Source organism: Bradyrhizobium sacchari (genome assembly GCF_002068095.1).
Classification (GTDB): Bacteria; Pseudomonadota; Alphaproteobacteria; order Rhizobiales; family Xanthobacteraceae; genus Bradyrhizobium; species Bradyrhizobium sacchari.
This window is the reverse complement of record NZ_LWIG01000004.1, coordinates 48,524-72,086: the sequence shown is the minus strand read 5'-3', so window position 1 is coordinate 72,086 and position 23,563 is coordinate 48,524. Positions and strand designations below refer to the sequence as shown.

Annotated in this window: 27 protein-coding genes; 14 read left to right on the top strand and 13 right to left on the bottom strand. The window is 64.2% G+C overall.

Annotated features, from left to right (window positions below):
- From A5906_RS43910 to A5906_RS05825, 3 genes are all read right to left on the bottom strand, one after another.
- On the bottom strand, positions 1-1,329 hold a 1,329-nt coding region (locus tag A5906_RS43910), incomplete at its 3' end, for a CYTH and CHAD domain-containing protein (RefSeq protein ID WP_347337589.1).
- 463 nt (positions 1,330-1,792) lie between these two features.
- On the bottom strand, positions 1,793-3,148 hold the full coding sequence (locus tag A5906_RS05830; RefSeq protein WP_080134314.1) for a metal-dependent hydrolase family protein: 1,356 nt from the start codon (positions 3,146-3,148) through the stop codon (positions 1,793-1,795).
- 219 nt (positions 3,149-3,367) lie between these two features.
- Complete coding sequence (locus A5906_RS05825) at positions 3,368-4,075, bottom strand: GntR family transcriptional regulator (RefSeq protein ID WP_080134313.1); 708 nt, start codon at positions 4,073-4,075, stop codon at positions 3,368-3,370.
- A gap of 256 nt (positions 4,076-4,331) precedes the next feature.
- Between A5906_RS05825 and A5906_RS05820 the strand changes: the two genes are divergently transcribed.
- The 6 genes from A5906_RS05820 to A5906_RS05795 all read left to right on the top strand — a co-directional run bounded on the left by A5906_RS05820 (position 4,332) and on the right by A5906_RS05795 (position 9,910).
- Entirely contained in the window at positions 4,332-5,318 is a 987-nt protein-coding gene (locus A5906_RS05820) for an ABC transporter ATP-binding protein (protein ID WP_080134312.1), read from the top strand.
- Between the two features lie 42 nt (positions 5,319-5,360).
- The gene (locus A5906_RS05815) at positions 5,361-6,650 is read left to right on the top strand and encodes an ABC transporter substrate-binding protein (RefSeq protein WP_080134311.1); all 1,290 of its coding nucleotides are present in this window, start codon (positions 5,361-5,363) and stop codon (positions 6,648-6,650) included.
- Positions 6,651-6,654: 4 nt separating this feature from the next.
- Positions 6,655-7,614: an ABC transporter permease gene (locus A5906_RS05810; RefSeq protein ID WP_080134310.1), complete on the top strand. Its 960-nt coding sequence runs from the start codon at positions 6,655-6,657 to the stop codon at positions 7,612-7,614.
- Positions 7,615-7,617: 3 nt separating this feature from the next.
- On the top strand, positions 7,618-8,496 hold the full coding sequence (locus A5906_RS05805; RefSeq protein ID WP_080134309.1) for an ABC transporter permease: 879 nt from the start codon (positions 7,618-7,620) through the stop codon (positions 8,494-8,496).
- Between the two features lie 5 nt (positions 8,497-8,501).
- Positions 8,502-9,233, top strand: coding sequence for an aspartate/glutamate racemase family protein (locus A5906_RS05800; RefSeq protein ID WP_080134308.1), 732 nt, complete (start codon positions 8,502-8,504; stop codon positions 9,231-9,233).
- A 182-nt stretch (positions 9,234-9,415) separates the two neighbouring features.
- Entirely contained in the window at positions 9,416-9,910 is a 495-nt protein-coding gene (locus A5906_RS05795) for a hypothetical protein (RefSeq protein ID WP_080134307.1), read from the top strand.
- 202 nt (positions 9,911-10,112) lie between these two features.
- Here A5906_RS05795 and A5906_RS05790 read toward each other — a convergent pair whose 3' ends face one another.
- A complete protein-coding gene (locus tag A5906_RS05790) occupies positions 10,113-10,481 on the bottom strand; it encodes a hypothetical protein (RefSeq protein ID WP_080134304.1) in 369 nt (122 codons plus the stop codon).
- A 103-nt stretch (positions 10,482-10,584) separates the two neighbouring features.
- Positions 10,585-10,866 (bottom strand): hypothetical protein, encoded by a 282-nt coding sequence (locus A5906_RS05785; protein WP_167523489.1) that lies wholly within the window; start codon positions 10,864-10,866, stop codon positions 10,585-10,587.
- Between A5906_RS05785 and A5906_RS45925 the strand changes: the two genes are divergently transcribed.
- Entirely contained in the window at positions 10,865-10,999 is a 135-nt protein-coding gene (locus tag A5906_RS45925; protein ID WP_283807668.1) for a hypothetical protein, read from the top strand. The genes A5906_RS05785 and A5906_RS45925 overlap by 2 nt on opposite strands.
- Positions 10,996-11,160, top strand: a complete 165-nt coding sequence (locus A5906_RS42865) for a hypothetical protein (protein ID WP_167523488.1) — start codon at positions 10,996-10,998, stop codon at positions 11,158-11,160. Before A5906_RS45925 ends, A5906_RS42865 begins: the two co-directional genes overlap by 4 nt.
- Positions 11,161-11,162: 2 nt before the next feature.
- Here A5906_RS42865 and A5906_RS05780 read toward each other — a convergent pair whose 3' ends face one another.
- A complete protein-coding gene (locus A5906_RS05780) occupies positions 11,163-11,693 on the bottom strand; it encodes a gamma carbonic anhydrase family protein (protein ID WP_080134302.1) in 531 nt (176 codons plus the stop codon).
- Positions 11,694-11,774: 81 nt separating this feature from the next.
- Positions 11,775-12,104, bottom strand: coding sequence for a DUF6949 family protein (locus A5906_RS05775; protein WP_080134301.1), 330 nt, complete (start codon positions 12,102-12,104; stop codon positions 11,775-11,777).
- Between the two features lie 224 nt (positions 12,105-12,328).
- Between A5906_RS05775 and A5906_RS05770 the strand changes: the two genes are divergently transcribed.
- Together A5906_RS05770 and A5906_RS05765 are read left to right on the top strand one after the other, a co-directional pair.
- Complete coding sequence (locus A5906_RS05770) at positions 12,329-13,036, top strand: hypothetical protein (protein ID WP_080134300.1); 708 nt, start codon at positions 12,329-12,331, stop codon at positions 13,034-13,036.
- Positions 13,037-13,338: 302 nt separating this feature from the next.
- Positions 13,339-14,400: a tetratricopeptide repeat protein gene (locus tag A5906_RS05765; RefSeq protein WP_080134299.1), complete on the top strand. Its 1,062-nt coding sequence runs from the start codon at positions 13,339-13,341 to the stop codon at positions 14,398-14,400.
- Positions 14,401-14,616: 216 nt separating this feature from the next.
- On the opposite strand, the gene A5906_RS05760 is transcribed toward A5906_RS05765, so the two are convergent.
- Positions 14,617-15,645, bottom strand: coding sequence for a lysozyme family protein (locus A5906_RS05760; RefSeq protein ID WP_080134298.1), 1,029 nt, complete (start codon positions 15,643-15,645; stop codon positions 14,617-14,619).
- A 492-nt stretch (positions 15,646-16,137) separates the two neighbouring features.
- Here A5906_RS05760 and A5906_RS05755 point away from each other — a divergent pair, with 492 nt between their 5' ends.
- A complete protein-coding gene (locus tag A5906_RS05755) occupies positions 16,138-16,557 on the top strand; it encodes a PaaI family thioesterase (protein ID WP_136614993.1) in 420 nt (139 codons plus the stop codon).
- A gap of 102 nt (positions 16,558-16,659) precedes the next feature.
- On the opposite strand, the gene A5906_RS05750 is transcribed toward A5906_RS05755, so the two are convergent.
- Together A5906_RS05750 and cysE are read right to left on the bottom strand one after the other, a co-directional pair.
- Complete coding sequence (locus tag A5906_RS05750; RefSeq protein WP_007602550.1) at positions 16,660-16,878, bottom strand: DUF3126 family protein; 219 nt, start codon at positions 16,876-16,878, stop codon at positions 16,660-16,662.
- A 130-nt stretch (positions 16,879-17,008) separates the two neighbouring features.
- Positions 17,009-17,833: a serine O-acetyltransferase gene (gene cysE / locus A5906_RS05745; protein ID WP_080134296.1), complete on the bottom strand. Its 825-nt coding sequence runs from the start codon at positions 17,831-17,833 to the stop codon at positions 17,009-17,011.
- Between the two features lie 276 nt (positions 17,834-18,109).
- Between cysE and A5906_RS05740 the strand changes: the two genes are divergently transcribed.
- Entirely contained in the window at positions 18,110-19,468 is a 1,359-nt protein-coding gene (locus A5906_RS05740) for a hypothetical protein (protein WP_080134295.1), read from the top strand.
- 88 nt (positions 19,469-19,556) lie between these two features.
- Here A5906_RS05740 and A5906_RS05735 read toward each other — a convergent pair whose 3' ends face one another.
- The 3 genes from A5906_RS05735 to A5906_RS05725 all read right to left on the bottom strand — a co-directional run bounded on the left by A5906_RS05735 (position 19,557) and on the right by A5906_RS05725 (position 21,977).
- Positions 19,557-19,802: a hypothetical protein gene (locus A5906_RS05735; RefSeq protein WP_080134389.1), complete on the bottom strand. Its 246-nt coding sequence runs from the start codon at positions 19,800-19,802 to the stop codon at positions 19,557-19,559.
- Between the two features lie 118 nt (positions 19,803-19,920).
- Positions 19,921-20,676 carry an alpha/beta fold hydrolase gene (locus A5906_RS05730; protein ID WP_080134388.1) on the bottom strand — a complete coding sequence of 252 codons (756 nt, stop codon included), beginning with the start codon at positions 20,674-20,676 and terminating at the stop codon, positions 19,921-19,923.
- Between the two features lie 164 nt (positions 20,677-20,840).
- Complete coding sequence (locus A5906_RS05725; protein ID WP_080134294.1) at positions 20,841-21,977, bottom strand: hypothetical protein; 1,137 nt, start codon at positions 21,975-21,977, stop codon at positions 20,841-20,843.
- A 307-nt stretch (positions 21,978-22,284) separates the two neighbouring features.
- Here A5906_RS05725 and A5906_RS05720 point away from each other — a divergent pair, with 307 nt between their 5' ends.
- Together A5906_RS05720 and A5906_RS05715 are read left to right on the top strand one after the other, a co-directional pair.
- Positions 22,285-22,530, top strand: a complete 246-nt coding sequence (locus A5906_RS05720) for a zinc-finger domain-containing protein (RefSeq protein WP_007602543.1) — start codon at positions 22,285-22,287, stop codon at positions 22,528-22,530.
- Between the two features lie 19 nt (positions 22,531-22,549).
- Positions 22,550-23,563: FAD-dependent monooxygenase (locus tag A5906_RS05715; protein WP_245326603.1), on the top strand; the 1,014-nt coding region annotated here is incomplete at its 3' end.

The following is a 23,563-nucleotide window of genomic DNA, read 5'->3' as shown; positions in this document are numbered from 1 at the left end:
GCCGAGATCTTCCGCCGCGACGTCGTTGCGCCAGCCGCGCGTCTCGATCCAGCCGCCGAGACTGATCAGGAAGACGGCGCAGCGGCGATCATCAAGCGCATCGTGGGCCTTGCGATAGGCCTCCGACTGACGCTGCGCGGCGGCCCGCCGCAGCGCATCGAAGCCCGCGACCGAGGGACAGGCTCTTGCGATCGCCGGCAAGGTGTCGAGCTGGAACACGTCCCAGTCGCGCGCGGCGGACAGGTCCTGCGCCAGCCATTTGGCTTCCGAGCGCAGCGCATCGAGATTGGAGAGCGCGCCGGCCGATCGCATCAGGTCGAGCGCCGATCGCAATCGGCGCAGCGAGACGCGCAGCTGATGCACGCCCTCCGGATTGCGGCCGTCCTGGGCCGCCGGCAAGGACAGTAGCAGATGAAGGAAGCACGAGCGCAGGATCGTGGCGAAGGCCTCGTCGAGCGTGACGGAGGGATCGAGGCGAAGCTTGCGCGGCCGGACCGCGGGAGGCGCTGTGTCGGCGGCGAGGTCAAAACCGCGCGCGGACTTGCTGCGGATGGACGGCTTCACCGCTCCGTGCTCCGCAAGCCGCAGAGCGATCTCGTAAATCGTGCTCGCGCTGCCGCTCTTGAGCTCCAGCTCGATCTCGCTCACCGGCAGCGACCGGTCGCCGGCCGTCAGCTCGCCCTGGTCGAAGGCGATCTCGACCGTCCCGGTCGGCAGGTCGATCATCCGCGCGTGACGATGGACGTCGGCCGTAAAGACCGCTTCGAGCGGCTGCGTATCGAGCTGAGCGCGAAGCTTCTCCGGAATGAACGGCATCGCCAAAGCGAGATCGGGCGCAAGCGATGGCACGCTCGCTTCCCATTCGCCGCGGCGCAGCGGATCGTCGGCGGCGTCGGTCTTCACCGTCTGCACGAAGCGCGCGCCGCTCTGGCGCACGCGCAAGCTCAAGCCGGCGCGACGAAGCGTCCGCTCCGGCGTATCGTAGTAGATGGATTTCAGATGCTTGCGCGTGCCCTTGTTGCGGGCGTTCGCCGCGATGACCGGTGCAGTGATGAAATCGGCCATGCGATCGGCATCGACGAGAAGCTTGAGCTCGATTTCACCGGCGGGACGCGCGGCGAGGTTCGGCTCGGACCGTGTCGTCATCTGCGATGGCGTCTGATCGATCACAGCGCTCTCGACGATCGCAGCTTTCAAGCCGGGCCCGGCCGTTTCAATTTGCCTGAGGAACCCGGCGACGACTTGCGTCTTCTTGCGGTCTTTCGGGTCGAGATTCCCATCCAGCGCGCCGGGAGTCCTGCGGGCCGGCGTTGCGTCTGATTTGAGCATTTGCGGTAACATGACAGTTCGATGACAGAGCAACAGCATATAGCCGGAGCGCTCCGCGATGAACAGTAACGTTGCGCAGCAGTGCACGATCGTCCACATCACGTGTGGAGCACAGGATCCGGCAAGGCTTTGTCACAATTCGGCAAGACATCGCGAATTGGGTTGCCGTAAAACGCAGTAAGTGATGCAATTCAATAGCGACTCTCGCCGTTCTCCAATGCGAGACGAACGCGTCAGTGAGATTGACTCATGCTGGCCGAGAAATTCTTCCTGGTTCTGGAGACGCTTAGAAGTCACGCCGCCGGCGACGACCCCGGAATTGTGACAAGTCCTCTCGTGACAAGCCCCGCGCGGCCTGCCCCCGCTCCGGAAGTTGCAAAGGGTTCGCCGCGCAAGGTGCCGGTTCCCGACGATCGCGGCTAGAAGCGTTCCAATTTCGACGGATCGCGCCACGCGCTGCGTGTCAGTGCGCCAGACTGTTCTTGTAGATCTTGCCGCCCTTCATGATCACGACGAAATTCTTCGCGGGATCTTCGATGAGGGCGATGTTGTCGAGCGGATTGCCCTCGACGAGCAGGAGATCGGCCAGCGCGCCCTCCTCCACCACGCCGAGCTTGCCGGGATAGGGGTTGCGCAGGCCCGACAGGCTCAGCAGCTCCGCGTTCGCGGACGTTGCCATGGCCAGCGCTTCGGCCGGCGTGTACCAGCGCGTCAGCGCGGCCAGCATCGCGCCTTGCTTGTCGGCCAGCGCCTTCGAGAACAGCACGTCGGTGCCGAACGCGGTCTTGATGCGATACTTCTTCGCCAGCGCGTAGACGCGATCGGTGCCGGCAACCACCTGCCGCATCTTGTCCTGCTCCGCAGGTCCGAGCGTAGCGGCGCCGGACAGATCGAGGAATGGCTGTGTGCTGAGCCAGATGCCCTTCTCCGCGATCAGTTTCGCGCTCGCCTCGTCCATGAGGTGACCATGCTCGATGCATCTGACGCCGGCGACGATCGACCGTTGGATCGCGACCGGCGTGTAGGCATGCGTGGCAACGTAAGTGCCCCAATTGTCGGCGGCCTCGACCGCCGCGCGCAGCTCGGGCTCGGTGAAGGTGGACACGTCGAGCGGACTGAAGGGCGAGGCAACGCCGCCGCCGGCCGTGAGCTTGACCTGCGATGCGCCCTGCATCAGCTGCTCGCGCGCGCGCACGCGCACCTCGTCGGGACTGTCGGCGACCATGCTGCCGCCAATCCGCTCCATGCGGCTCAGCATGCCGCCGATCGTGCGCGGCAGATCGGAGAGCTGGCGGAAGTCGCCGTGACCGCTGGTGATGGTGATGATGGCGCCGGACGGATAGATGCGCGGGCCGGCGACGAGGTCCTCGTCGATGGCCTGCTTGAGGCCGAAGCTCGGGCCGCCCATATCGCGTATGGTGGTAAAGCCGCGCATCAGAGTCGCAGTTGCTTCGCTGGCGGCGAGAAGATTGTTGTAGCCGATGTCGCCTGCGAGCGCGGCCATCGGCGTCGGACGCACCAGCATCGCGTGCCAATGCGCATCGATCAGCCCCGGCATCAGCACACGCCCACCACCGTCGATGACCTCAGCGGTGATCGTGATGTCCGCGGTCGAGATCTTCTCGATGACTCCGTTCCTGACAAGGACGCTGGATGGGGCCGAGAGCGCGCTGCCTCTGCCGTCGAAGATCCGGACATTCCGGAACAGGACCGCAGCGTCCTGAGCCGGTGCGGATGACGAGCTGCCGAGCACCATTGCAATGCCGGCAAGCAATGCCGCGATGGCGAAGACCCTGGCCGACATCCTCAAACCCGACATATCAGCCTTCCACACAGATTCAGGCTACGCGAGGGGCGATGGCAGGCACGCAACGTCTGGCCGGAGTTGACGCCGACGTTCGGCTCCCGTCAACTTGCAACCTGACGGGAACATGCAACTCTGCCATCTGTCTCGATGAGTGCTCGGCTCGTCCGACGGCAATTGAATCAAAGCAAATGAATGGAAGAGGTCGCGTGTGACCTCAGGGTCCGGGGGCGCTCAGGCGCCCAGCACGTCGGCGAGCCGCAGCTCGTCGGCCGCGGGATCCTTCAGGAACAGCTCGGCTTCGATCTCGTTCAGATGCGAGAGCATCTGGGCACGCGCAGCCTGCTTGTCGCGCTTGCGGATCGCTGCGACGATACCGGCGTGATGATCCGTGCCGCAGGCCGGCGTATCGTGACGGCGGTAGAGCAGGATGATGAGCGAGGAGCGCGCGATCAGCTCCTTGAGAAAACCAAGATAGATGCTGTGGCCACTCATCTCGGCGACGAGACGATGAAACTCGCCGGACAGCCGGACGGAGGCCCGCGCATCGCCACGCAATTCCGCCTCGCGCTCCTCGGCAAGATGTTGCTCGAGGCGATCGAGCCAGGCCGGCGACCCCGCGTCGATCGCGTGGTCCACGATGGTGGGCTCGATCAGGCGGCGGGCCTCGAACACCTCGCGGGCATCGCCGGGCGTCGGGCGCGCGACGAAGGCGCCGCGGTTCTTCTCGATATTGACGATGCCCTCATGCGCGAGCTGCTGCAGTGCAGTGCGCACCAGCGTACGGCTCGCACCGTAGATATCACCGATCTCGTCCTCGCCGAGCTTCGTGCCCGGCAGCAGACGATGTTCGAGGATCGCCGCGGTCACACCTTCCCTGATACGGCTGACGCGATCGCTCGCGTCCGGCGCATCGGGTTTTTGGCGGGTCTTGGCGGCCATGGGTGTAAGGCTCGATCGGCGAACGTTCGGCCTCGAATGTTAGTCGACGAGCTGTATCCAATCACAGGCGAAAGTTTATACAATCCTCGCCCGTTTTGTGTGCAGGTGATTGCTCGAGCGGCGGGCGGCCCAATTGCCCCGGATTCGATCTAACGATCTGACTCCACTGCACAGTTTTGGGATTTTGCCGACCGACGGCTGTTGGCACGGACCTTGCGGAGAGAGGCGGCAGCACCGCCCTCCGCTCGGACACACCATGGCCACTCCCGCCGCTCTCGAACTGGTCGCCGTCACCAAGCGCTACGACACCACGCTGGCAGTCGACACCGTCAATCTGAAGATCCCGGCCGGCACCTATTGCTGCCTGCTCGGCCCATCCGGCTGCGGCAAGACCTCGACCTTGCGCATGATCGCGGGCCACGAGGCGGTCAGCGAGGGTGACATTATCCTTGGCGCGCAGAACGTCACCGACCTCGAGCCTGCCAAGCGCGGCACGGCGATGATGTTCCAGTCCTACGCGCTGTTTCCGCATCTCTCCGTTCTCGACAACGTCGCCTTCGCCCTGAAAATGCGCGGGGTCGACAAGCCGGCACGGCACAAGCGTGCCGGCGAACTCCTGGAGCTCGTGGCCATGAGCCCCTATGCAGGCCGCTTGCCGGCGCAGCTGTCCGGCGGCCAGCAGCAGCGCGTGGCGCTCGCCCGCGCGCTGATCACCGAGCCGCAGATCCTGCTGCTCGACGAGCCGTTGTCCGCGCTCGATCCGTTCCTGCGGGTCAAGATGCGGGGCGAACTGAAGCGGCTGCAGCGCGAGCTCGGCATCAGCTTCATCCAGGTCACCCACGGCCAGGAAGAGGCGATGGCGCTCGCCGACCACATCGTGGTGATGAACCATGGCAAGATCGAGCAGCAGGGCACCGCCCGCGACATCTTCCATCATCCCCGCACCGAATTCGTGGCGCGCTTCATCGGCGGCCACAACGTGCTCAGCGACGCCGGCAACCTCATCGCCGTGCGCGCCGATCAGCTCGGCATCATGCCGTTCGCCGACGGCGCGTTCGGCGCGCCGGCGCTGCTGACCCAGACCGAATACCAGGGCTCCTACATCGCCGTCTCGCTCACGCTCGACGACGGCACCGCCCTGTTCTCCCACGTTCCGGAAGCCACCTTCGACGTTCACCCGTTCCGTCCGGGCGACCGCGTGCTGGCGACCTGGGATCCCGCCAGGGCGCAACGCCTGCAATAGCGCCGATCGATCACTGGAATGCGCAACAGAGGAGTGACTGATATGACCGAGACCACTGGGACAAAGGGCGTCAGCCGCCGCACGCTGCTCAAGGGCACCGCGAGCCTCGCCGGCCTTGCCGCCGGCTCCGGCGCCATCACCGGCTTTCCCTATGTGAAGTCGGCCGATGCGAAGGTGCTGCGCTATCTCGGCACCGCCGTGAACGAGGGCGACGACATCTCCAAGCAGTGCCTGAAGGACACCGGCATCAAGATCGAATACATCACTGCGACCACCGACGACGTCACCAAGCGCGTGATGACCCAGCCGAACTCCTTCGACGTGCTGGACACCGAATATTTCTCGCTGAAGAAGCTGGTCCCCTCCGGCAACATCCTTGCCCTCGACGCCAAGAAGATCAAGGAATTCGACAACATCACGCCGGTGTTCACCAAGGGCGAGACGCCCGGCGGCAAGAAGATTGGCGGCCAGGGCACCGCGCCCTGGAAGGTGCTCTATCTCGAAGGCAAGGATTCCAAGAAGTTCGCGACGTCGGCGACCGAGTTCGTCACGCTGATCCCGACCGTCTACAACGCCGACACGCTCGGCATTCGCCCCGATCTGATCAAGCGTCCGATCAGCACCTGGGCCGAGCTGCTCAATCCCGAATTCAAGGGCAAGGCCTCGATCCTCAACATCCCCTCGATCGGCATCATGGATGCCGCGATGGTCGTGGAAGCCACCGGCAAGTACAAATACGCCGACAAGGGCAACATGACCAAGGAAGAGATCGATCTCACCATGAAGGTGATGACCGAGGCCAAGAAGGCCGGTCAGTTCCGCGCCTTCTGGAAGGACTTCAACGAGAGCGTCAACCTGATGGCTTCAGGTGAAACCGTGATCCAGTCGATGTGGTCGCCGGCGGTCACCAAGGTGCGCTCGATGGGCATCCCCTGCACCTTCCAGCCGCTGAAGGAAGGCTACCGCTCCTGGGCGTCCGGCTTCTGTGTCTCCAAGGGCGTCTCGGGTCCCAAGCTCGAATGGGCCTATGAGTTCGTGAACTGGTTCCTGTCCGGCTATGCCGGCGCCTATCTCAACCGTCAAGGCTACTACTCCGCGGTGCTCTCCACCGCGAAGGCGCACATGGAGCCCTACGAGTGGGCGTACTGGATGGAAGGCAAGCCGGCCGAGAAGGACATCAAGGCGCCCGACGGCTCGCTGCTGGAAAAGGCCGGCGCGGTGCGCGACGGCGGCTCCTACGAGGACCGCATGGGCGGCGTTGCCTGCTGGAACGCCGTGATGGACGAGAACGACTACATGGTCCGCAAGTGGAACGAGTTCATCGCGGCCTAAATTGATGGACACCTCAGAGGACATCCTGCAACAGGCATCCCCGGGATTGATCCCGGGGTCGGGCACAGCGCGCGCGGCAAAGCCGACGCGCCTGTCGCCGTCTTTCATCTCCTGGCTCCAGGCCGGGCCGATGATGCTGGTGTTCCTCGCCTTCTTCCTGATCCCGCTGGTGTTCGTCGTCATCGTGTCCTTCTGGGACTACAACGAATACCAGTTGCTGCCGGCCTTCTCAGGCCGCGGCTACACCGACACGTTCGAAGGCTGCATCGCTCAGCTTCCCGAGCTCTGCACCATCGGCAAGACCTATCTGATGACGCTGAAGCTCTGCTTCATGGTCTGGGCCATCACCCTCTTCATCGGCTTCTGGGTCGCCTATTTCCTCGCCTTCCATGTCAAGTCCAAAACCTGGCAGATGGGATTGTCACTGCTCTGCACGATCCCGTTCTGGACCTCCAACGTGATCCGCATGATCGCCTGGATTCCGCTGCTCGGTCGCAACGGCCTCGTCAATTCCGGCCTGGTCAAGACCGGCTTGATCAACCATCCGCTGGAATGGCTGCTGTTCTCCGAATTCTCCGTGGTGCTGGCCCTCGTCCACCTCTTCACCTTCTTCATGGTGGTACCGATCTTCAATTCGATGGTGCGCATCGACAAGTCGCTGATCGAGGCCGCCTATGACGCCGGCGCCACCGGTTTCCAGACCCTCGTCAACGTCGTCATTCCGCTGGCCAAGCCCGGCATCGTGATCGGCTCGATCTTCGTCATCACCATCGTGATGGGCGACTTCATCACCATCGGCGTGATGGGCGGCCAGCAGATTGCGGCTGCCGGCAAGATCATCGAGACGCGGGTCAACGCGCTGCAGTTCCCCGCCGCCGCAGCCAACGCCGTGATCCTGCTCGCGATCACCTTCCTGATCATCACCATGATGTCGCGCATCGTCGACATCAAGAAGGAGCTGTAGAGCATGAAGGAAGGACGCCCGCGCTCTTTCTACGTGCTCGCGATCTTCTTCGCGGCCTATGTGCTGTTTCTCTACGGGCCGATGATCGCGATCTACGTGCTGTCGTTCCAGGGGCCGCAGGGCGGCCTCACCTTCCCGATGAACGGCGTGTCGACCTTCTGGATCGCAAAGCTGTTCCAAGGCACCGGCATCGTCGATCTCGGCGCGGCCTTCCGCCGCTCGCTGCTGCTCGGCGTGATCGTGATGATCGTCACTGTGGTGCTGTCGGTGGCCGCCGGCATGGCCTTCCGCAGGAAATTTAGGGCGCAAAGCATTCTGTTCTACTCGGCGATCGCCAGTCTCATCGTGCCCTCGATCATCACCTCGCTCGGCATCTCGCTTGAATTCCGCATCATCGACGATCTGATCAAGGCGCATTGGAACGAGAATTTCGAGACCTCGATGGGCCTGCTCACCTCCGGGCTCGGCGCGCACCTGACCTGGACGCTGCCCTTCGGCCTGCTCATCATGTTCGCGATCTTCAACCGCTTCGACCCGCGGTTGGAAGAGGCCGCGCGTGATCTCGGCGCGACGCCGTGGCAGACCTTCCGTCACGTCGTGTTGCCGATCATCCTGCCCTCGGTGATCGGCATCGGCCTGTTCGGCTTCACACTGTCCTGGGACGAGCTTGCCCGCTCCAGCCAGGCGATCGGCGCGGTGAATACATTGCCGCTCGATCTGCAGGGCCTCACCACCACCGTGACCAACCCCGACATCTATGCGCTCGGCACCGTGATCTCGGCCGTCTCCTTCACGGTGATCACGCTTGCGCTCGGCACCATCCACGTGCTCAACAGGCGGCAGGCGGCCAAGGGCTCGGACGCCGGCAAAGGGCTCGTCTGATCGCGATGCGGCTTCACGTCGTCAATCCCAACACCACGGCGTCGATGACGGCGAAGATCGCCGCTGCGGCGCGCAGCATCGCCCTGCCCGACACCGTCATCGATGCGCGCCAGCCCGCGATGGGCCCGGTCTCGATCGAGGGCTTTTACGACGAGGCCTTCGCCGTCCCCGGCATGCTCGGCTGCATCCGTGACGCCGATCGCGACGGTGCTGACGCGCACATCATCGCCTGCTTCGACGACACCGGCCTCGATGCCGCACGTGCCGCGGCGAAAGCGCCGGTGATCGGCATCGGCGAGGCCGGATTCCACATGGCGAGCCTGATCGCGGCGCGCTTTGCCGTGGTGACGACGCTTGGCGTCTCCATCGTGCCGATCGAACATAATCTGAAGAAGTACGGCCTTGCCGAGCGCTGCGCCCGGGTCCGCGCCGCCGAGGTCCCGGTGCTCGCGCTGGAGGAGCGCAACACCGGCGCGCTCGGCAAGATCTCCGCGGAAATCACCGCCGCCATCCGTGACGACCGGGCCGAAACCATCGTGCTCGGCTGCGCCGGCATGGCCGATCTCGCCACGGAGCTTGCCGCCACCCACGGCCTGCCCGTGATCGACGGCGTCACTGCTGCGGTGACGCTGGCGGAATCGCTGGTGCGGCTGGGGCTGAAGACCTCGCGGCTGGGGCCCTACGCGGCGCCGCGGCCGAAGAGCTATTCCGGGCCGTTTTCGTCGTTTCAGCCCTGAATTCTGCCACCTGGCCTCACGGCCAGAGGTTGAAATCAAGCCTTGTCCATACCTTTTTTGGCCACCAGCCTCTTTTTGGTCCCAATTGTTGCTGAACAGTAACACTTTCGGGACATCCCGGTTGCCGTTCCAGGCAGCCGGTCTTCGCCACTCACCAAGTTTCAATTTGGGTTTTGTCAGCGATGATCGATCTCGCAGAGGACACACCGTCCAACCCCCTGCTTCGCCTTGGCGCCCAGCCGATTGCGCTGACGGCTGCCGCCCTTCTCCTGCTGATCGCCGGCGTGACGTCGATCGCGATCTGGCGCGCCTATACCGGCTCCGCGCCAGAGACCGACCGGGTGGTGGCCTCGCGGCAGCTCCAGGCCCGGACCGCCCAGGCATCCGAGCAGCTGGTCGAGAAGACCAAAGGGCTGGAAGCGACCCAGCAGGAATCGATCGACCAGCTCCAGGTCGTGCAGGACCAGCTACAGACGGTGAAGCGGCTGCTCGCGGCCCAGCAGTCCGATACCAAGCGCCTGTCGGAGCAGGTGGCGAGCCTGAACGAATCCATCGACAGTCTACGCCAGTCCTTCGCCAGCGCCCGGGCCACCGAGGCCGAAACGCCCTCGGTTACCCGCAGGAAACCGGCGCGTCACCGCGTCCATGCCAGCGCACGCAAGCGCTCGCGCGGCTGAGAGCCTTCGCCGGCGGCTTTAATTTCTCCACTTGTGAACTGGATCACATTCGCCCGTGTGATTCCGCGCGATGCTGGCCGTCACCGGATGGCGTGAGCCGATTTCAATATCCGGGGCTGGCAAGGTCGTTGACGGTATACTGCGTCAACGGCCTTGTTTTTTCGTGGGCCGGCGGATCTTCCCGCCTCACCCGTCGTCCCGCCTATTCGCAGACGTCGACGCGGCGGTATCGCCATCCCGAAGGCGTCATCACGCGCTTGCGCACGACGTAACAGCCGCCATAGCCACCATCGTCGTAGCCGGTGCCATAATAGTAGGGATCGCCGTAATACGGGTAGCCGTAACCGTAATAGCCACCGTAGTAGCCGGCGCCGGCGAGGCCCGCGCCGATGGCAACGCCAGGCCAGAACCCGCCGCCATGCCAATGGCCGTGACCGCCATGGCCCCAGCCGCCACCACCGTGACCCCAGCCGCCGCCATGTCCGAAACCACCCCGCGCCTCGGCCGCCTGCGGCGCCGATAGCCCGATTGCCGCCACGGCCAGCGCCGCCATCATCGTCTTCCGTAACATCACTCGATCCTCCGCGTGGACACGCTCCACGCTTCAAAGCGGGATCAAGCTAGCGTTGTCGGGCGAATTCGGACAGCCACGCTGTCTCACTTCCGCGCGAGCATCAGCAGCCGCGACAGATGCTCTTCATCTTCTTGTCGAGCTGCCGGTTCTCGGAATTGACGGTGGCGTCGGCGGCTCCGCCGGCACCGGAGCCTGTGGTGACACCGGAGCCCGGGCCCGATGATTGAGCCGTCCCCAGGCTGTTTGTGCCGGGCGGCGGCGCCGGCGCGTTGGCGACGCCTCCGGCCGGCCCCGACGAACTGCCGGTCGATCCGGAAGAGCCGCCCGTTGCTTGCGCGAAGGATACGGCCGGCATCGCCGCGAAGGCGAGGATGACCATCATGGTCCTGATCGAAGCGTTTGCTGACGCTGCCATCGGCAATTCTCCCTTTGCCGGTCAACCGCTGCCGCGAAGCCCGGTTCCGGAACAAATGCCGTCACATCAACTTGAAAGCGAGGAGGCGAAATCACGATGACCGATCGCGATCCCTTTGCAGAAGGCGAACGCGCCGCGCGCGAACGCATCCCGGCCGAAGCCAATCCTTACCTCGACGGCAGCGACGAGCATGCGCTGTGGGCGGCCGGCCACGAGAAGGTCGCACGCGCGATCGAGGCGAGCGAATCCGAGGGAAGCTGAGTTCAGCCGATCCGCTTCAGGCCTTTCTTGAAACGCGGACCGTTGGCCACGTAGAACCTGGCCGCGCTTCCCATCCTCTGCACCTGCGCATCGTCGAGGGTGCGGATCACGCGCGCGGGCGAGCCGATGATCAGCGAGCGTTCGCCAAACTCCTTGCTCTCGGTGATGACGGAACCGGCGCCGACGATGCTATTGCGGCCGATCTTCGCGCCGTTCATAACGATCGAGCCCATGCCGATCAGCGCGCCCTCCTCGATGGTGCAGCCGTGCAGGATGACGTTGTGGCCGACCGTGCAGTTGTTGCCGATGACAAGCGGAAAGCCGAGATCAGTGTGGCAGGTCGAACCGTCCTGCACGTTGGCGCCCTCGCCAATTTCGATCCACTCATTGTCGCCGCGCAGCACCGCGCCGAACCAGACGCTCGCCCCCGGCTTCAGGCGCACGCGGCCGATCACGGTCGCGGTCTCCGCGATGAAATAATTGCCGTCGGCGGGAAGTTCGGGCGCCTGCCCGTCGAGCTCGTAAATCGCCATCAAGGTCTCCTTTCGGGTTGACCCAGCCATAGCGAAACCACGGCCCCGGCGCAAAGGGCCGCGCAGCCTGCAAGCCGAGCGTCAGGCCAGGACGCCGGCCGCGCGCAAGGTCATCAGGAAGAAGGTGCCGCTCATCATGCTCCAGAAGCCGGCGATGACGGTTGCCATCATCACGAACTCGACACGGCGGCTTTCCACCCGCATGCCGCGCAGGGTGTTGCGCATGATGATGAAGGGCGCGGCGAACACCAGGAACGGCACCGCCGCGAAGGTCTTCGGCGCCACGCCGTCCTGCAAGAGGCCGAAGCCGGCCGGCCGCTGCGCGAACGCCTGGTATCCGTTCACGAGGGCGCCGGCGAGCGCGAAACCGATGCAGATCGCGAAGAAGGAATTGAGGGCTTCAGGTGTCATCGGAAACTGTCCGCACTTACGCAACGCCGGAGCCCTCCTGTGACAAATCGTGCCGGTTAACGCTACATTATCCTTAAGAGAAGGTTAACAGCGCCGGCCAATCCGCGCAGGGCCCTCCCCCTTTCCCGCGGGCGGCAAGACTGCGCGAATTCGCCGCCGCATGGCATATTCGCCGTTGATTCGTCGGCCATCGGCCGACTTCAGGTCTTTACGCGCGCTCGTTCATGACGGTGTTTTCGGCAGCTCCCCTCAGGTCCTCCACGACGCGCACCTGGACGCACATCGTCCCGATCGTGCTTAGCGGCGCTGCCGCGTTGGGGGCGGTCGCGCTGGTCGCCTATTTGTTGTGGCCGACCTGGGGGGCCGGCGGCGCCAGCGCCCCGGACAAGCTGCCGGTGAGCGTCGGCGGCACGTTGTTCAACCTGCCGACGACGGCGATCCGGATGAAGATCCAGCGCCACTCTGGGCCGCAGGAACGTATCGATCTCGACTTCCTCTATCCCTCGCTGGAGCCGCCCGGCGCGCCCAAGCACGTTACCGCCGACACGGTGGAAGCGACGGTGCAATCGATCGACCGCATCTTCCTGTCCATCGCGGCCCACCACGATGCGCTCTCGCCCGAGCAGCGAACAACCACGATCTATCCGCGCTATCTCGATCAGGCCGCCACCCAGCCCCAGGATGGTCTGACGGTGCGGACGTTCCGCGCCGACACGCCCTACGGCAGCGAGGATTTCTATTCCGCGACAAGCCCCGCGCTGACCGCGCGCTGCACCCGCGATGCGGCGACCCCCGGCATGTGCCTCTCCGAGCGCCGCGTCGGTGGCGCCGATCTCACCTTCCGTTTTCCACGCAGCTGGTTGTCGCAATGGCGCGAGGTGGCGGAGGCGATGGAGAAGCTGACGGCGCAGCTGCGCGGGCCGAAGAGCTGAGCGGGGCCATTCTGCCCCGCCGCAAGACCGGCTTGCAGGCATCGGGAGCCTCCCGGACAAAAAAATCGAAAACAACCCCATGCACAGTAGCCGGGCGACTGAGCAACTTCGTCTTTTTCGAAATCTGGTTGCTCCGTCGGGCAAAACAGGGGCATAATGCCATCATCGGGAAATCGGGTCGGATCAATCAACCTTCGATGTGGTTGCGCGGACCGACAGGGTGAGCGGAGGGGCGTCAGCCGGCCCTGAACCTCACGGGCGGGAATGACGACAAACAGGGCAAATTGTCCCGGGGTTTTCCGATGTCGACGTTGAGGGTGCTGCTGCTGGCTCTGGCCGTCGCCTTGTCCGCCCTGGCGGCTCTAGCCTTCTGGCTGGGGGCGACACCAGCCGCGGCCGACGATGTTCATACATGTGGAAAGGCATCTGGCGAAGAGGCAATAGCCGCGTGCACACGAGCGATCGATTCCGGTCAATACAGCGGTCGTCAGCTTGCCGCCCTTCTCAACAATCGCTGCTCCGAGTGGAACGGAAAGCACGATAGCGACAAGGCCATTGCAGATTGCAGCCAAGCGATCGGGCTCGATCCGAACTACGCATTGGCGTTCTTCAATCACGGCAACGCCTATTTTAATAAGGGCCAATACGACCGCGCCATCGAGGATTACGACCAATCGATCCGGCTCAATCCGAACTACGCACACGCCTTCAACAACCGCGGCAATGCCTATAGCAACAAAGGCCAATGGGGCCACGCCATCGAGGATTACAACCAGGCGATCCGGCTCAGACCGAACCACGCAGAAGCGTTCTATAACCGCGGCACCGCCTATGACGCCGAAGGAGAACACGACCGCGCCATCGAGGACTTCAACCAAGCAATCCGGCTCAACCCGAACCGCGCGGATATGTTCTACAACCGCGGCATTGCCCACAAGCGCAAAGGCCAATACGACCTCGCCATCGAGGATTATGACCAGGCCATCCGGCTTGATCCGAACTACGCAAACGCGTTCAACAACCGCGGCAACACCTACAACGCCAAGTGCGAATACGACCGCGCCATCGAGGACTTCAACCAGGCGATCCGGCTTGATCCGGGCCACTTCGAAGCTTTCAACAACCGCGGAGCCGCCTACAACGCCAAGGGCGAATACGACCGCGCCATCGAAGATGTGAACCAGGTGATACGGCTCAATCCGAACTACGCGATAGCCTTCTATAACCGCGGCATTTCATGGGAGCGGAAGAACGATCCGCAACGCGCGTTGGCGGATTTCAGAAAGTTCTCCGAATTGGCCCCGTCCGACCCGGACGGTCAAAAGGCAGTAGAGCGCGTCGCAAGGGCGGTGAGCGGTCGGTGATCGCCATGCTTTCGATGCATCGACCGATGGAGGGAGGCAAGATGCGAGCGCAAATCGCGGGCTGAAAGCAAGGCGGCCATGTCGAGACTCGGCCGCTGAGCCCCGTCGGCGTAGTCCTGGCTCCAAAGTCGCTTCTATCTGACGCTGCATGGGAAATGAGCCGGAGCGCCGACGGCAGAAGCGGTCGAAGCTGCGGCGCGCGTCGAATACACGAAGTTATTGGCTTGCCGCTGCAGCAGCAGTCGCCACATATTTCGCGTAGAATTCGGCGACCCGGCCGCGCCACATGCCGACGAACGCCTCTGACGTCACGTTGTCCACCGATTTCCAGGTGCGCTTGAAGGCCGGAAGAGCATTGCCCCAAATCGCGCGTTTGCACCACCTCTCACCCTTCTCCTTGCCTTCGCTGGTGGCGCACATTGATTTCCAGGCGGTGCGAGCCGGCCGGCTGATGTGCTCAGCGGCGCCCTCCCAGCCCTGCTGATGGATCAGGTAAAGATCGCTCATGTCCGGCGTCCGGTGAGTGATCCATCCGAACTGGACGCCTTCGGTAATGATCTTGTAGGCGGCCGCAACGGCGTTATCCCGCGGACTGCGAATCTGCCCGAAACCGAACTTCCCGAACTCATATTGGCTCAGCTGAAACAGCCCGATATACGAGCCGGTGCGTTGATTGGGGTTGAAGCCGGATTCGATCTTGGCAACCGCCATCATGAAATTGAAATCGAGACCAAACGCATCGGAAGCGCGCTTGATCTCTTCGGCCGGCGTTCCGACCGGAATGTCCTTGAACGCACGCAGGACGATCTCCGCCGGTTTCTCGGCGGGTGGCAGTTCGGACCAGACGTAGTAGATCAGATAACGGAAATCCTGCGTCGACGCCGCTTTCAGAGCATCGTTGGACGCATCGCGTTCTGGCGGTAGCGGTTGGACGACATCCTGTCCCAACGACGCCAATTTTGGCGCGACGGGTTCATCGACGATCTCGGCTTCGGTGCTCAACGGCACGGAACCTGCCGACGTCACCGAGCCAGGCTCTGCTCTTTCCGCCCGAAGCGCTGCCGCAAGTCTGGCGGATGCCTCTGCGTACAAGGCAGGCGTCACAATGTTCGCAGAAGCCGCCATGCTCGCTGCCGCTTCCGGCATGACATCCGGCACCGTCGCGGCCGGTCTGTTACCGGCGGCGAGATAAAATCCCACGGATACGACAACAGCCACGATGCAACTGGTCTGCCAAGCCTTCATTGCCCGAAGTCCACGGGTGGCTTCCGTACGAAGGCTGTTCGCATGTTCCTGCGCCCTGTGGGTGAGGAGTGTTCGTACATTCTTAAGGTTTAAATGTGGTGAACGAGGGCAGGCTTTCTGGCCTCGCAACTCGATGTGCCCCCCTTTGGCCACAAACGGCCGCGGGGCGGGAGGCGCTCGTGGGTTCGTTGGTGCGAACGAGCCGCACGGCAAAGAAACTGCTCGTAGTCGGCGGCCGAGCCATAGCCTGTCAGCGGGCCCCAAAATGCAAATTGAAGGGCGGCGATTGTCTTCGACAGACCCGACTCCTCGCTCAGGCGAGCAATTTCAAAAGACCTTACGTGCATATCGAGACAATGGATCTTGGGGCGCACCACTCTAGATGCGCACGATGACGCGCCCTACTCACGGATTGTTGCCAATGGCATCAGCGCCGGCAGGCCTTGCGCCGGATCGACTGCTTGGTACCCTCGCCTTCAAGGGAAGCGCTGGGTGACCGATGTGAGCGACGCGACAGCGAATCTGCCACCCGGCGCCCAATTGCTCGGACGCGAATGGCTCGGCTTCGACGAGGCCGGGCGAGCGTTGATCCGATTTCAGGCGCAGCCCGCGTTCACCAACAGGCACGGGACCGTTCAGGGCGGATTCCTGGCGGCGATGCTGGACTCCGCGACGGGGGTTTGTGCGCTCGCAACGCTCTCGCCCGATCTGACCGTGGTCACCAAGAGTCTGGATACGCGGTTCCTGAAACCTGCGGCGGTGGGACCCATCACGGCGCGGGCGCGGATGATCGAGCAGACAGAGCGCGACATGGTCGTGCAAGCCGAACTGGTCGATGCAGAAGGTATCACGGTCGCCGACGCAACGGCGCGGCTGCGTATTCTTGCGAAGAATAGAGTTATGGAGCCGTAACGCTAGCGTTCGTCATTGCGAGCGCAACGAAGCAATCCGGAATCCCCTCAGCGGAAAGACTCTGGATTGCTTCGCTTCGCTCGCAACGACGATGGGGAGAGACTATTCCTGATCGACGAGATCGTCCTCGAGGATCGCCATCTGGAACTGGAACGAGCGATCATCATCCTCGTCGTCGACGAAGAGCACGCCGATGAATTCCTCGCCGATATAGACCTCGGCGGAATCATCCTTCTTCGGCCGCGGCACGACGCGGATCTTGGGATTGCCGAATACGCGCTTCAGATACGCGTCCAGCTTTCTGACTTCTTTGACGTCCACGGCAAGTCTCCGATCGAAATTGGTCGGCGGGTTTTAGGACGAGATGCGACGAACCGCCAGCATGAATTGCCAAAGAATTTGGGGACGGCAAGGGCCGGAGATGCGGCCCTTCACAAATCTAAAGTCGGTCTCAAAGCCCCATGGCATTGATCATCTGATCCATGGTGCGCGACGGCTCGGCGCAGCCGGCTTCGCCGACGATCTTGGCGGGCACGCCCGCGACCGTGACGTTGTGCGGCACGGGCTTGACCACGACCGAGCCCGCGGCGATGCGCGCGCAATGGCCGATCTCGATGTTGCCGAGGATCTTCGCGCCGGCGCCGATCAGCACGCCATGGCGGATCTTGGGATGGCGGTCCTCGTTCTCCTTGCCGGTGCCGCCGAGCGTGACGCCGTGCAGGATCGAGACGTCGTCCTCGATGACAGCCGTCTCGCCGCAGACGAACCCGGTGGCGTGATCGAGGAAGATGCCGCGGCCGATGCGCGCGGCCGGATTGATGTCGGTCTGGAACACCGCCGAGGCGCGGCTCTGCAGATAATACGCAAAGTCCTTGCGGCCCTTCAGATAGAGCCAGTGCGCCAGGCGATGGGTCTGGATCGCGTGGAAGCCCTTGAAGTAGAGCAAGGGATCGATGAAGCGCGAGGTCGCGGGGTCGCGGTCGTAGACGGCGACCAGATCAGCGCGGAAGGCGTTGCCGAGATCGGGATCGTCGCGCAGCGCCTCGTCATAGGTCTGACGCACGAGGTCGCCCGACAGCGCGGAGTGATCGAGCCGGTCGGCGAGACGATGGATCACCGAATCCTCGAGACGGCTGTGATGGAGCACCGTCGAGTAGATGAAGGTCGCAAGCTCGGGCTCGCGATGGACGATGTCCTCCGCTTCGCTCCGGATCCGGTCCCAGATGGGATCGAGCGAGGCGAGCTTTCCTCCCGGATTGACCTGATGCACTGCCATGGGATTTGCTCTTTCGAATTGGCTTGTTTTGCGGGCTCTATAGCACAGTCTAGACGACAAAGTCCTGACCGGCTTGCCTGAGAGTGAACAGCACCTTGCCCCGCGAAAGCATGCCAACGCCTTGAAACACAAAGATTTATTCTGGCGCCCCCAGGCGGCAAGGTTGGCTCAAAGTGGTCAGGGTTTTGCCAAATTCAAGCCGGGCGGCGTCAAACTATTGGTGAATTCTCTCCCAAGCCTTATTGCGGGCATGGTCCGGGCGAGGACGGAGCGGTTTTGAGCATCACCACCGATCAATTGCGCGCAGGCGCCGCGGGGTCGCTTTGGCTGCGGCTGGCGGCCGTCATTCTGCCCCTGCTGATGATCGCGCCCGCGTTCTGGAACGGCTATCCGTTGTTGCAATGGGATACCGGCGGCTACCTGGCGCGCTGGTACGAAGGCTATCTCGTCCCCAGCCGATCCACGGTGTTCGGCCTCTACCTGCACTACGGCGAAAGCTTCGGCTTCTGGATCAATCTCGCCGTCCAGTCGCTGGCGGCGCTGTGGCTGCTGCAGCTCAGCCTGCGCGTGCTCGGCCTGATGCGGACGTCCCGCTTCGTCGCGATCAGCCTGCTCCTGATCGTGTCGACCGCGCTGCCCTGGCTCGCCAGCATGCTGCTCACGGACATCTTCGCCGGGCTCTCGATCCTGTCGCTGTTCCTGCTGGTCGTCGGCGGGCAACGAACGTCAACGCCGGAAAAGATCTCGCTGTTCGTCTTCACCGCCTTTGCCGCTGCAACCCACAGCGCCACGCTCGGCGTGCTGCTCGGCCTCTGCATCGCCGGCTGGATGGCGCGACCGTTCGTGGGCCGCAGGATTCCGCTGGCAGGGCTGGCGCAGGCGAGCATGACCATCGTCGCCGGCGCCGTGATGCTGGTTTCGGCGAACCACGCGCTGTCGGGGAAATGGGCCTGGACGCCCGGCGGCTACGGCGTTGCCTTCGGCCGCATGATGCAGGACGGCATCGTCTCGCGCTTCCTCAACGACCATTGCCCGCGCGAAAACTTCAAGCTCTGTCCCTACCGCAACCAATTGCCGGCGACCGCCGACGAGTTCCTGTGGGGCAAGAGCATGTTCAACACGCTCGGCCGTTTCGAAGGCATGAACGACGAGATGAGCTACATCGTCGTGCATTCGCTCGCGGACTACCCGGCCTGGCAGGCCGGCGCGGCGCTGCGGGCGATGGGACAGCAATTGCTGCATGTGGCGACCGGCGAAGGCACAAGCGGCTGGATCCCGCACACCTATGGCATCATCGAGCGCTATATCCCTGCACAGATCGCGCCGATGCGCGCTGCACGGCAGCAGCACTGGGGCGTCGATTTCGACTACGTCAACTGGCTGCATGTCCCCGTCGCGCTGGCATCGATACTGGCGCTGGTCGCGCTGCTCGCGCGCGCGCTCGCAAACCGCCGGCTCGACGATCTGACGCTGCTGGCGGCGACCGTGACGCTGGCGCTGCTCGGCAACGCCTTCATCTGCGCCGTGATCTCCGGCCCGCACGACCGCTACGGCGCGCGCATGGTGTGGGTCGCGACCTTCGTGGTGCTGATGGCGCTGGCGCGGCGGCTGGGCGATGATGCCAAAGCGCGATGAGAGGGGATGAAGCGTCATTGCGCCGGGTTGCTTGTTCAAGCATGATCTCGGCGCCGACGCGTGTTGGACGGGGCTCCTGCCCCGCGCTCTATTGGCGGGACGTCGCGTTTTGTTTTTCGAGCCGCGCGGCAGTGATTTCGGCGTCCCAACCGTCACTCGCGACTTCCCCGATCGAGCCTCCGAGCACGACGGCGGCCGTTATCGGCCAAACCGCTGCCATCGCTATGACAGCAGCCGTACGTTGATCCTGGCCGGGCCGGCTATAGCTTTGCATTGCCGTGAGCGCGAAGGTCGCCACAACGAAGCCGATCGCGTAGCACTTGAGCCACTTCACGTCGAATACCTCCAAGTTGCGATCGTTAGTGGCGGTTCCCTCTGGTTTGGTTCGATTGGCATGGAGCTCTAGCGACAGGTCAGCTGGGCAACAACCTCATCGCCTCAGACAACGGGCCTCAGCCGCGGCGGGAGAGGAAATCGAGCACGCCGGTCTTGTAGACCTTGTCGCCCACCGCGCGCATGTGATCGCGGTTCGGAATGTCCAGCACTTCCGAACCCGGGATGATGGCGCCGAGCGCACCGGCGGAACCCGCGACGTCGTCGGTGGAGCCGACTGCGATCAGCACAGGCACCTCGATCCGCGCAGCCTCTTGCCTGGTCATGAGATCGCGCGTGCCGCGCAGGCACGCGGCGAGCGCCCGGCGGTCGGACCGGGTCTGATCGGCGAATGCGCGAAAGGTGCGGCCGACAGGATCGGTGACGTCGTCGAGCGAGGGCACCTCCAGCGCCTTCGCCACGTTCTCGCCGGGGCCGGTCCCCTCGATGAGGCCGCCGATGCCGATGCCGCCGAGGATCGCCGAACGCAGGCGCTGCGGCTCGTTGAGACCGAGCCAGGCCGTCATCCGCCCGCCCATCGAATAGCCCATGATATCGGCCTGCGGGATGGCGAGATGGTCCATCAGCGCCAGCACGTCGCCGGCCATGGTCGGAATCGAATATTGCGCGGGCTCGTAGAGCTTGGCGCTGTCGCCATGGCCGCGATTGTCGAGCGCAATCACCCGGCGGCCGTTCTTGCGCAACTCGGAGACCCAGGTCGGATAGACCCAGTTCACGTTCTTGCTCGAGGCAAAGCCGTGCACCAGGATGATCGGATCGCCCTCGCCTTCGTCGAGATAGGCAATTTCAACGGCGCCGTTGTGAAAGCTCGGCATCATCAGTTCCGCGGTCTTGAGGGGGGACAACCGATCTTAGAGCATGATCCGGAAAAGTGTGCAGCGGTTTTTCCTCGCGACAAACGCGGAACGCGTTTGCGCTGAGATCATGCCCAAACAATAGCCCAAAGAGCGACGACGAATGACCTCAATCTCGTCGCGTTTCAGGCCGTGAGCGCCGCATCCGCCAGAGCGGCTTCGGCCGCGATCTGGGCGCGGCGGAGCCGGCGTGCCCTCCTGCGATCGCACCAGGCCTGGGTGAGGCGTTCGGTCGTCGCCTTGATCGAGAACAGCAGGCCGAGCAGCGACAAGGCCGCGCCGAAAAGCCACATCGCCAGATCGAATGCGCCGCCGATGAGCAACAGCGCGCCGCGGCCGAGCAGCTTCATGATCGCGCGGGTCTTGCTCCCTTGCGCCTCGGCCAGCCGCGCCGCGCGTGCGACGTCCTTAGGGCCTTCGGCGATGCGCAGCGTGTCCATGGCGCCGCGCGTGCCGGTCTTCTCGGCCACGCGCGTGACGTCCTTGCCGAGCCGGACCAGCGCACCGGCCTTCTCGGCACGGAATGCGGCCCTGATCGCGCTCACGGTTTCGCCCGGGCGGAACACGGAACCCCTGGCAACCGCGTTCTGGAGCACCGGGGTGTCCACGATCTCGCGTGCGGAACGGCCGGCCCATGCGGCTAACCCTTTTCCGAGCCGTCCGACCTTCCGCGCGTCCTTCACCAGCGTCAGCCCGGCCCGTACTGGCGCTGCGCCGCCGACGGAGACGTAGGTGGCCGCCGTCACCGCAAGGCCAGCGGTGGCAAGGCCCAGCACCAGACGGTCGGTCTCCTCGCCCATCGCCAGATGCTTGCCCTCGCGCACGACGTCCCTGACGTCGCCGATCACGAAGAGATCGCCGGCAACAGTTCCAGACAGGCTCGCGACGTCATCGGCATTGCCGGTGACGAGACCGGTTGCAAAACGTTTTGCGAATTGCGCGGTGGAGTTCTCCGTCTTGACCGCATCGCTTACGCGATTGAGAAGGTCGTCGGGAAGCGCGATGTTGCGGTCGCGCGCCAGCGCCACGAAACTGTCGGCGAGATCGGCGTCGCCGGCTGCGAGCGCGGCCTCGATGTTGTCCTGGACCAGGTGGTCGTTCTGCCGCAGCAGCGCATCGAGCCTGAGCTCGGACAGCGCGGCCGGATCGTCCTGGGCGGCGAGGACCGCGCCGGCGTCACGGGCCTGCGGCGCTACCTGCGCGAGCAGGAGGCTACAAGCGGCTATGCCGGTCAACGCTGTGGTGATTCGCAGCCATTTCATGCGGAAAGCCCGGACGGTCCTGGATCGGGGGCGCCTGATGATTTGTCTTTCGTCTCAAATTGCGCGCGTCCACAGACATAGTATGCCAAAATTGCGACACAACGTCCCCGACGAAAGAAGGGCTTCTCTCAGGCCGCAAGATTGTGTCGAATTTGCATGAGCAAATGAGCATGGGGCAATTGTGGGGCTTTCGGTTCCGCCGGACTAGCAATCATCTCCACCCGCCAGTATGGTCCGCGGCGCCTCAAAGATGCCGCGTCAGTTTTTGATTGTGTCTGCCGCCATTGCCACTCCAGGATGAACTACGATGTCCGACCATGTCGTCCCGCACTTCCATAACGATGCCGGTGTCCCCGTCATCGAGATCGGCTCGCAAGAGTTCATGTGCGTGGGCGCCAACCCTCCGTTCGATCATCCGCATGTCTTCCTCGACCTCGGCAACGACAACGAGATCATCTGCCCCTATTGCTCGACGCTGTACCGCTTCGCCGCCGACCTGAAGGCGGGCGAAGCCCGTCCGCCGGAATGCGTGCTGAAGGACAAGGTGGCCTGACCGCGCCCTTCGGTCAGGGGTGGCGCTCTCCCGAACGATTGTCGTCGCCGGGGCCGGCATCGGTGGACTGACCGCCGCGCTTGCGCTGGCCGCCCGCGGCTTCCGCATCGTCGTGCTGGAAAAGGCCGAGCGCCTCGAGGAAGTCGGCGCGGGCCTGCAGCTGTCCCCCAATGCCAGCCGCGTGCTGGTCGAGCTCGGCCTCACTGAGCGCCTCAAGCTGCGCGCCGTCGTCCCGGAGGCCGTCTCGATCATGAGCGCGCGGGCCGGTGGCGAGCTGCTGCGCATGCCGCTCGGCGAAGCCGCCTCCACGCGCGCCGGCGCCCCCTATTGGGTGGTGCACCGTGCCGATCTGCAATCCGCGCTCGCCGGCGCGGTCTCCGATCATCCCGACATCGACCTGAAGCTGGGGGCAACCTTCGAGGACGTCGCGCCTCACGCCAAGGGACTGACCGTCGTCCATCGCAGCGGCACGATCCGCCGCAGCGATCTCGCCAGCGCGCTGATCGGCGCCGACGGCATCTGGTCGACGGTACGCCAGCATCTGTTTCCCGAGGTGCAGCCAACCTTCTCCGGGCTGATCGCCTGGCGCGGCACGCTCGATGCCACGCAGCTGCCGAAGGACTATACCGCCCGGCGGGTGCAGCTCTGGATGGGGGCGAACGCCCATCTCGTCGCCTATCCGATCGCAGGCGGACGCCAGCTCAACGTGGTCGCGGTGCTGCCGGGCACCTGGAACAGGCCGGGCTGGAGCACGCCCGGCGATGCGCGCGAAGTGATGGACGCGTTCGCCGCGCCGCGCTGGCCGGCGCAGGCGCGGATGATGCTCGCCGCGGTCGACGGCTGGCGGAAATGGGCGCTGTTCGGCGTGCCCGACGGCTGCCCCTGGAGCAAAGGCCCGGTCGCCCTGCTCGGCGACGCCGTGCATGCGATGCTGCCCTTCGCCGCGCAAGGCGCCGGCATGGCGATCGAGGATGCCGCCGTGCTCGCGCAGCTTCTGAGCCTCGAGGCAGCCGAGAGCACCGCGGGCATCACC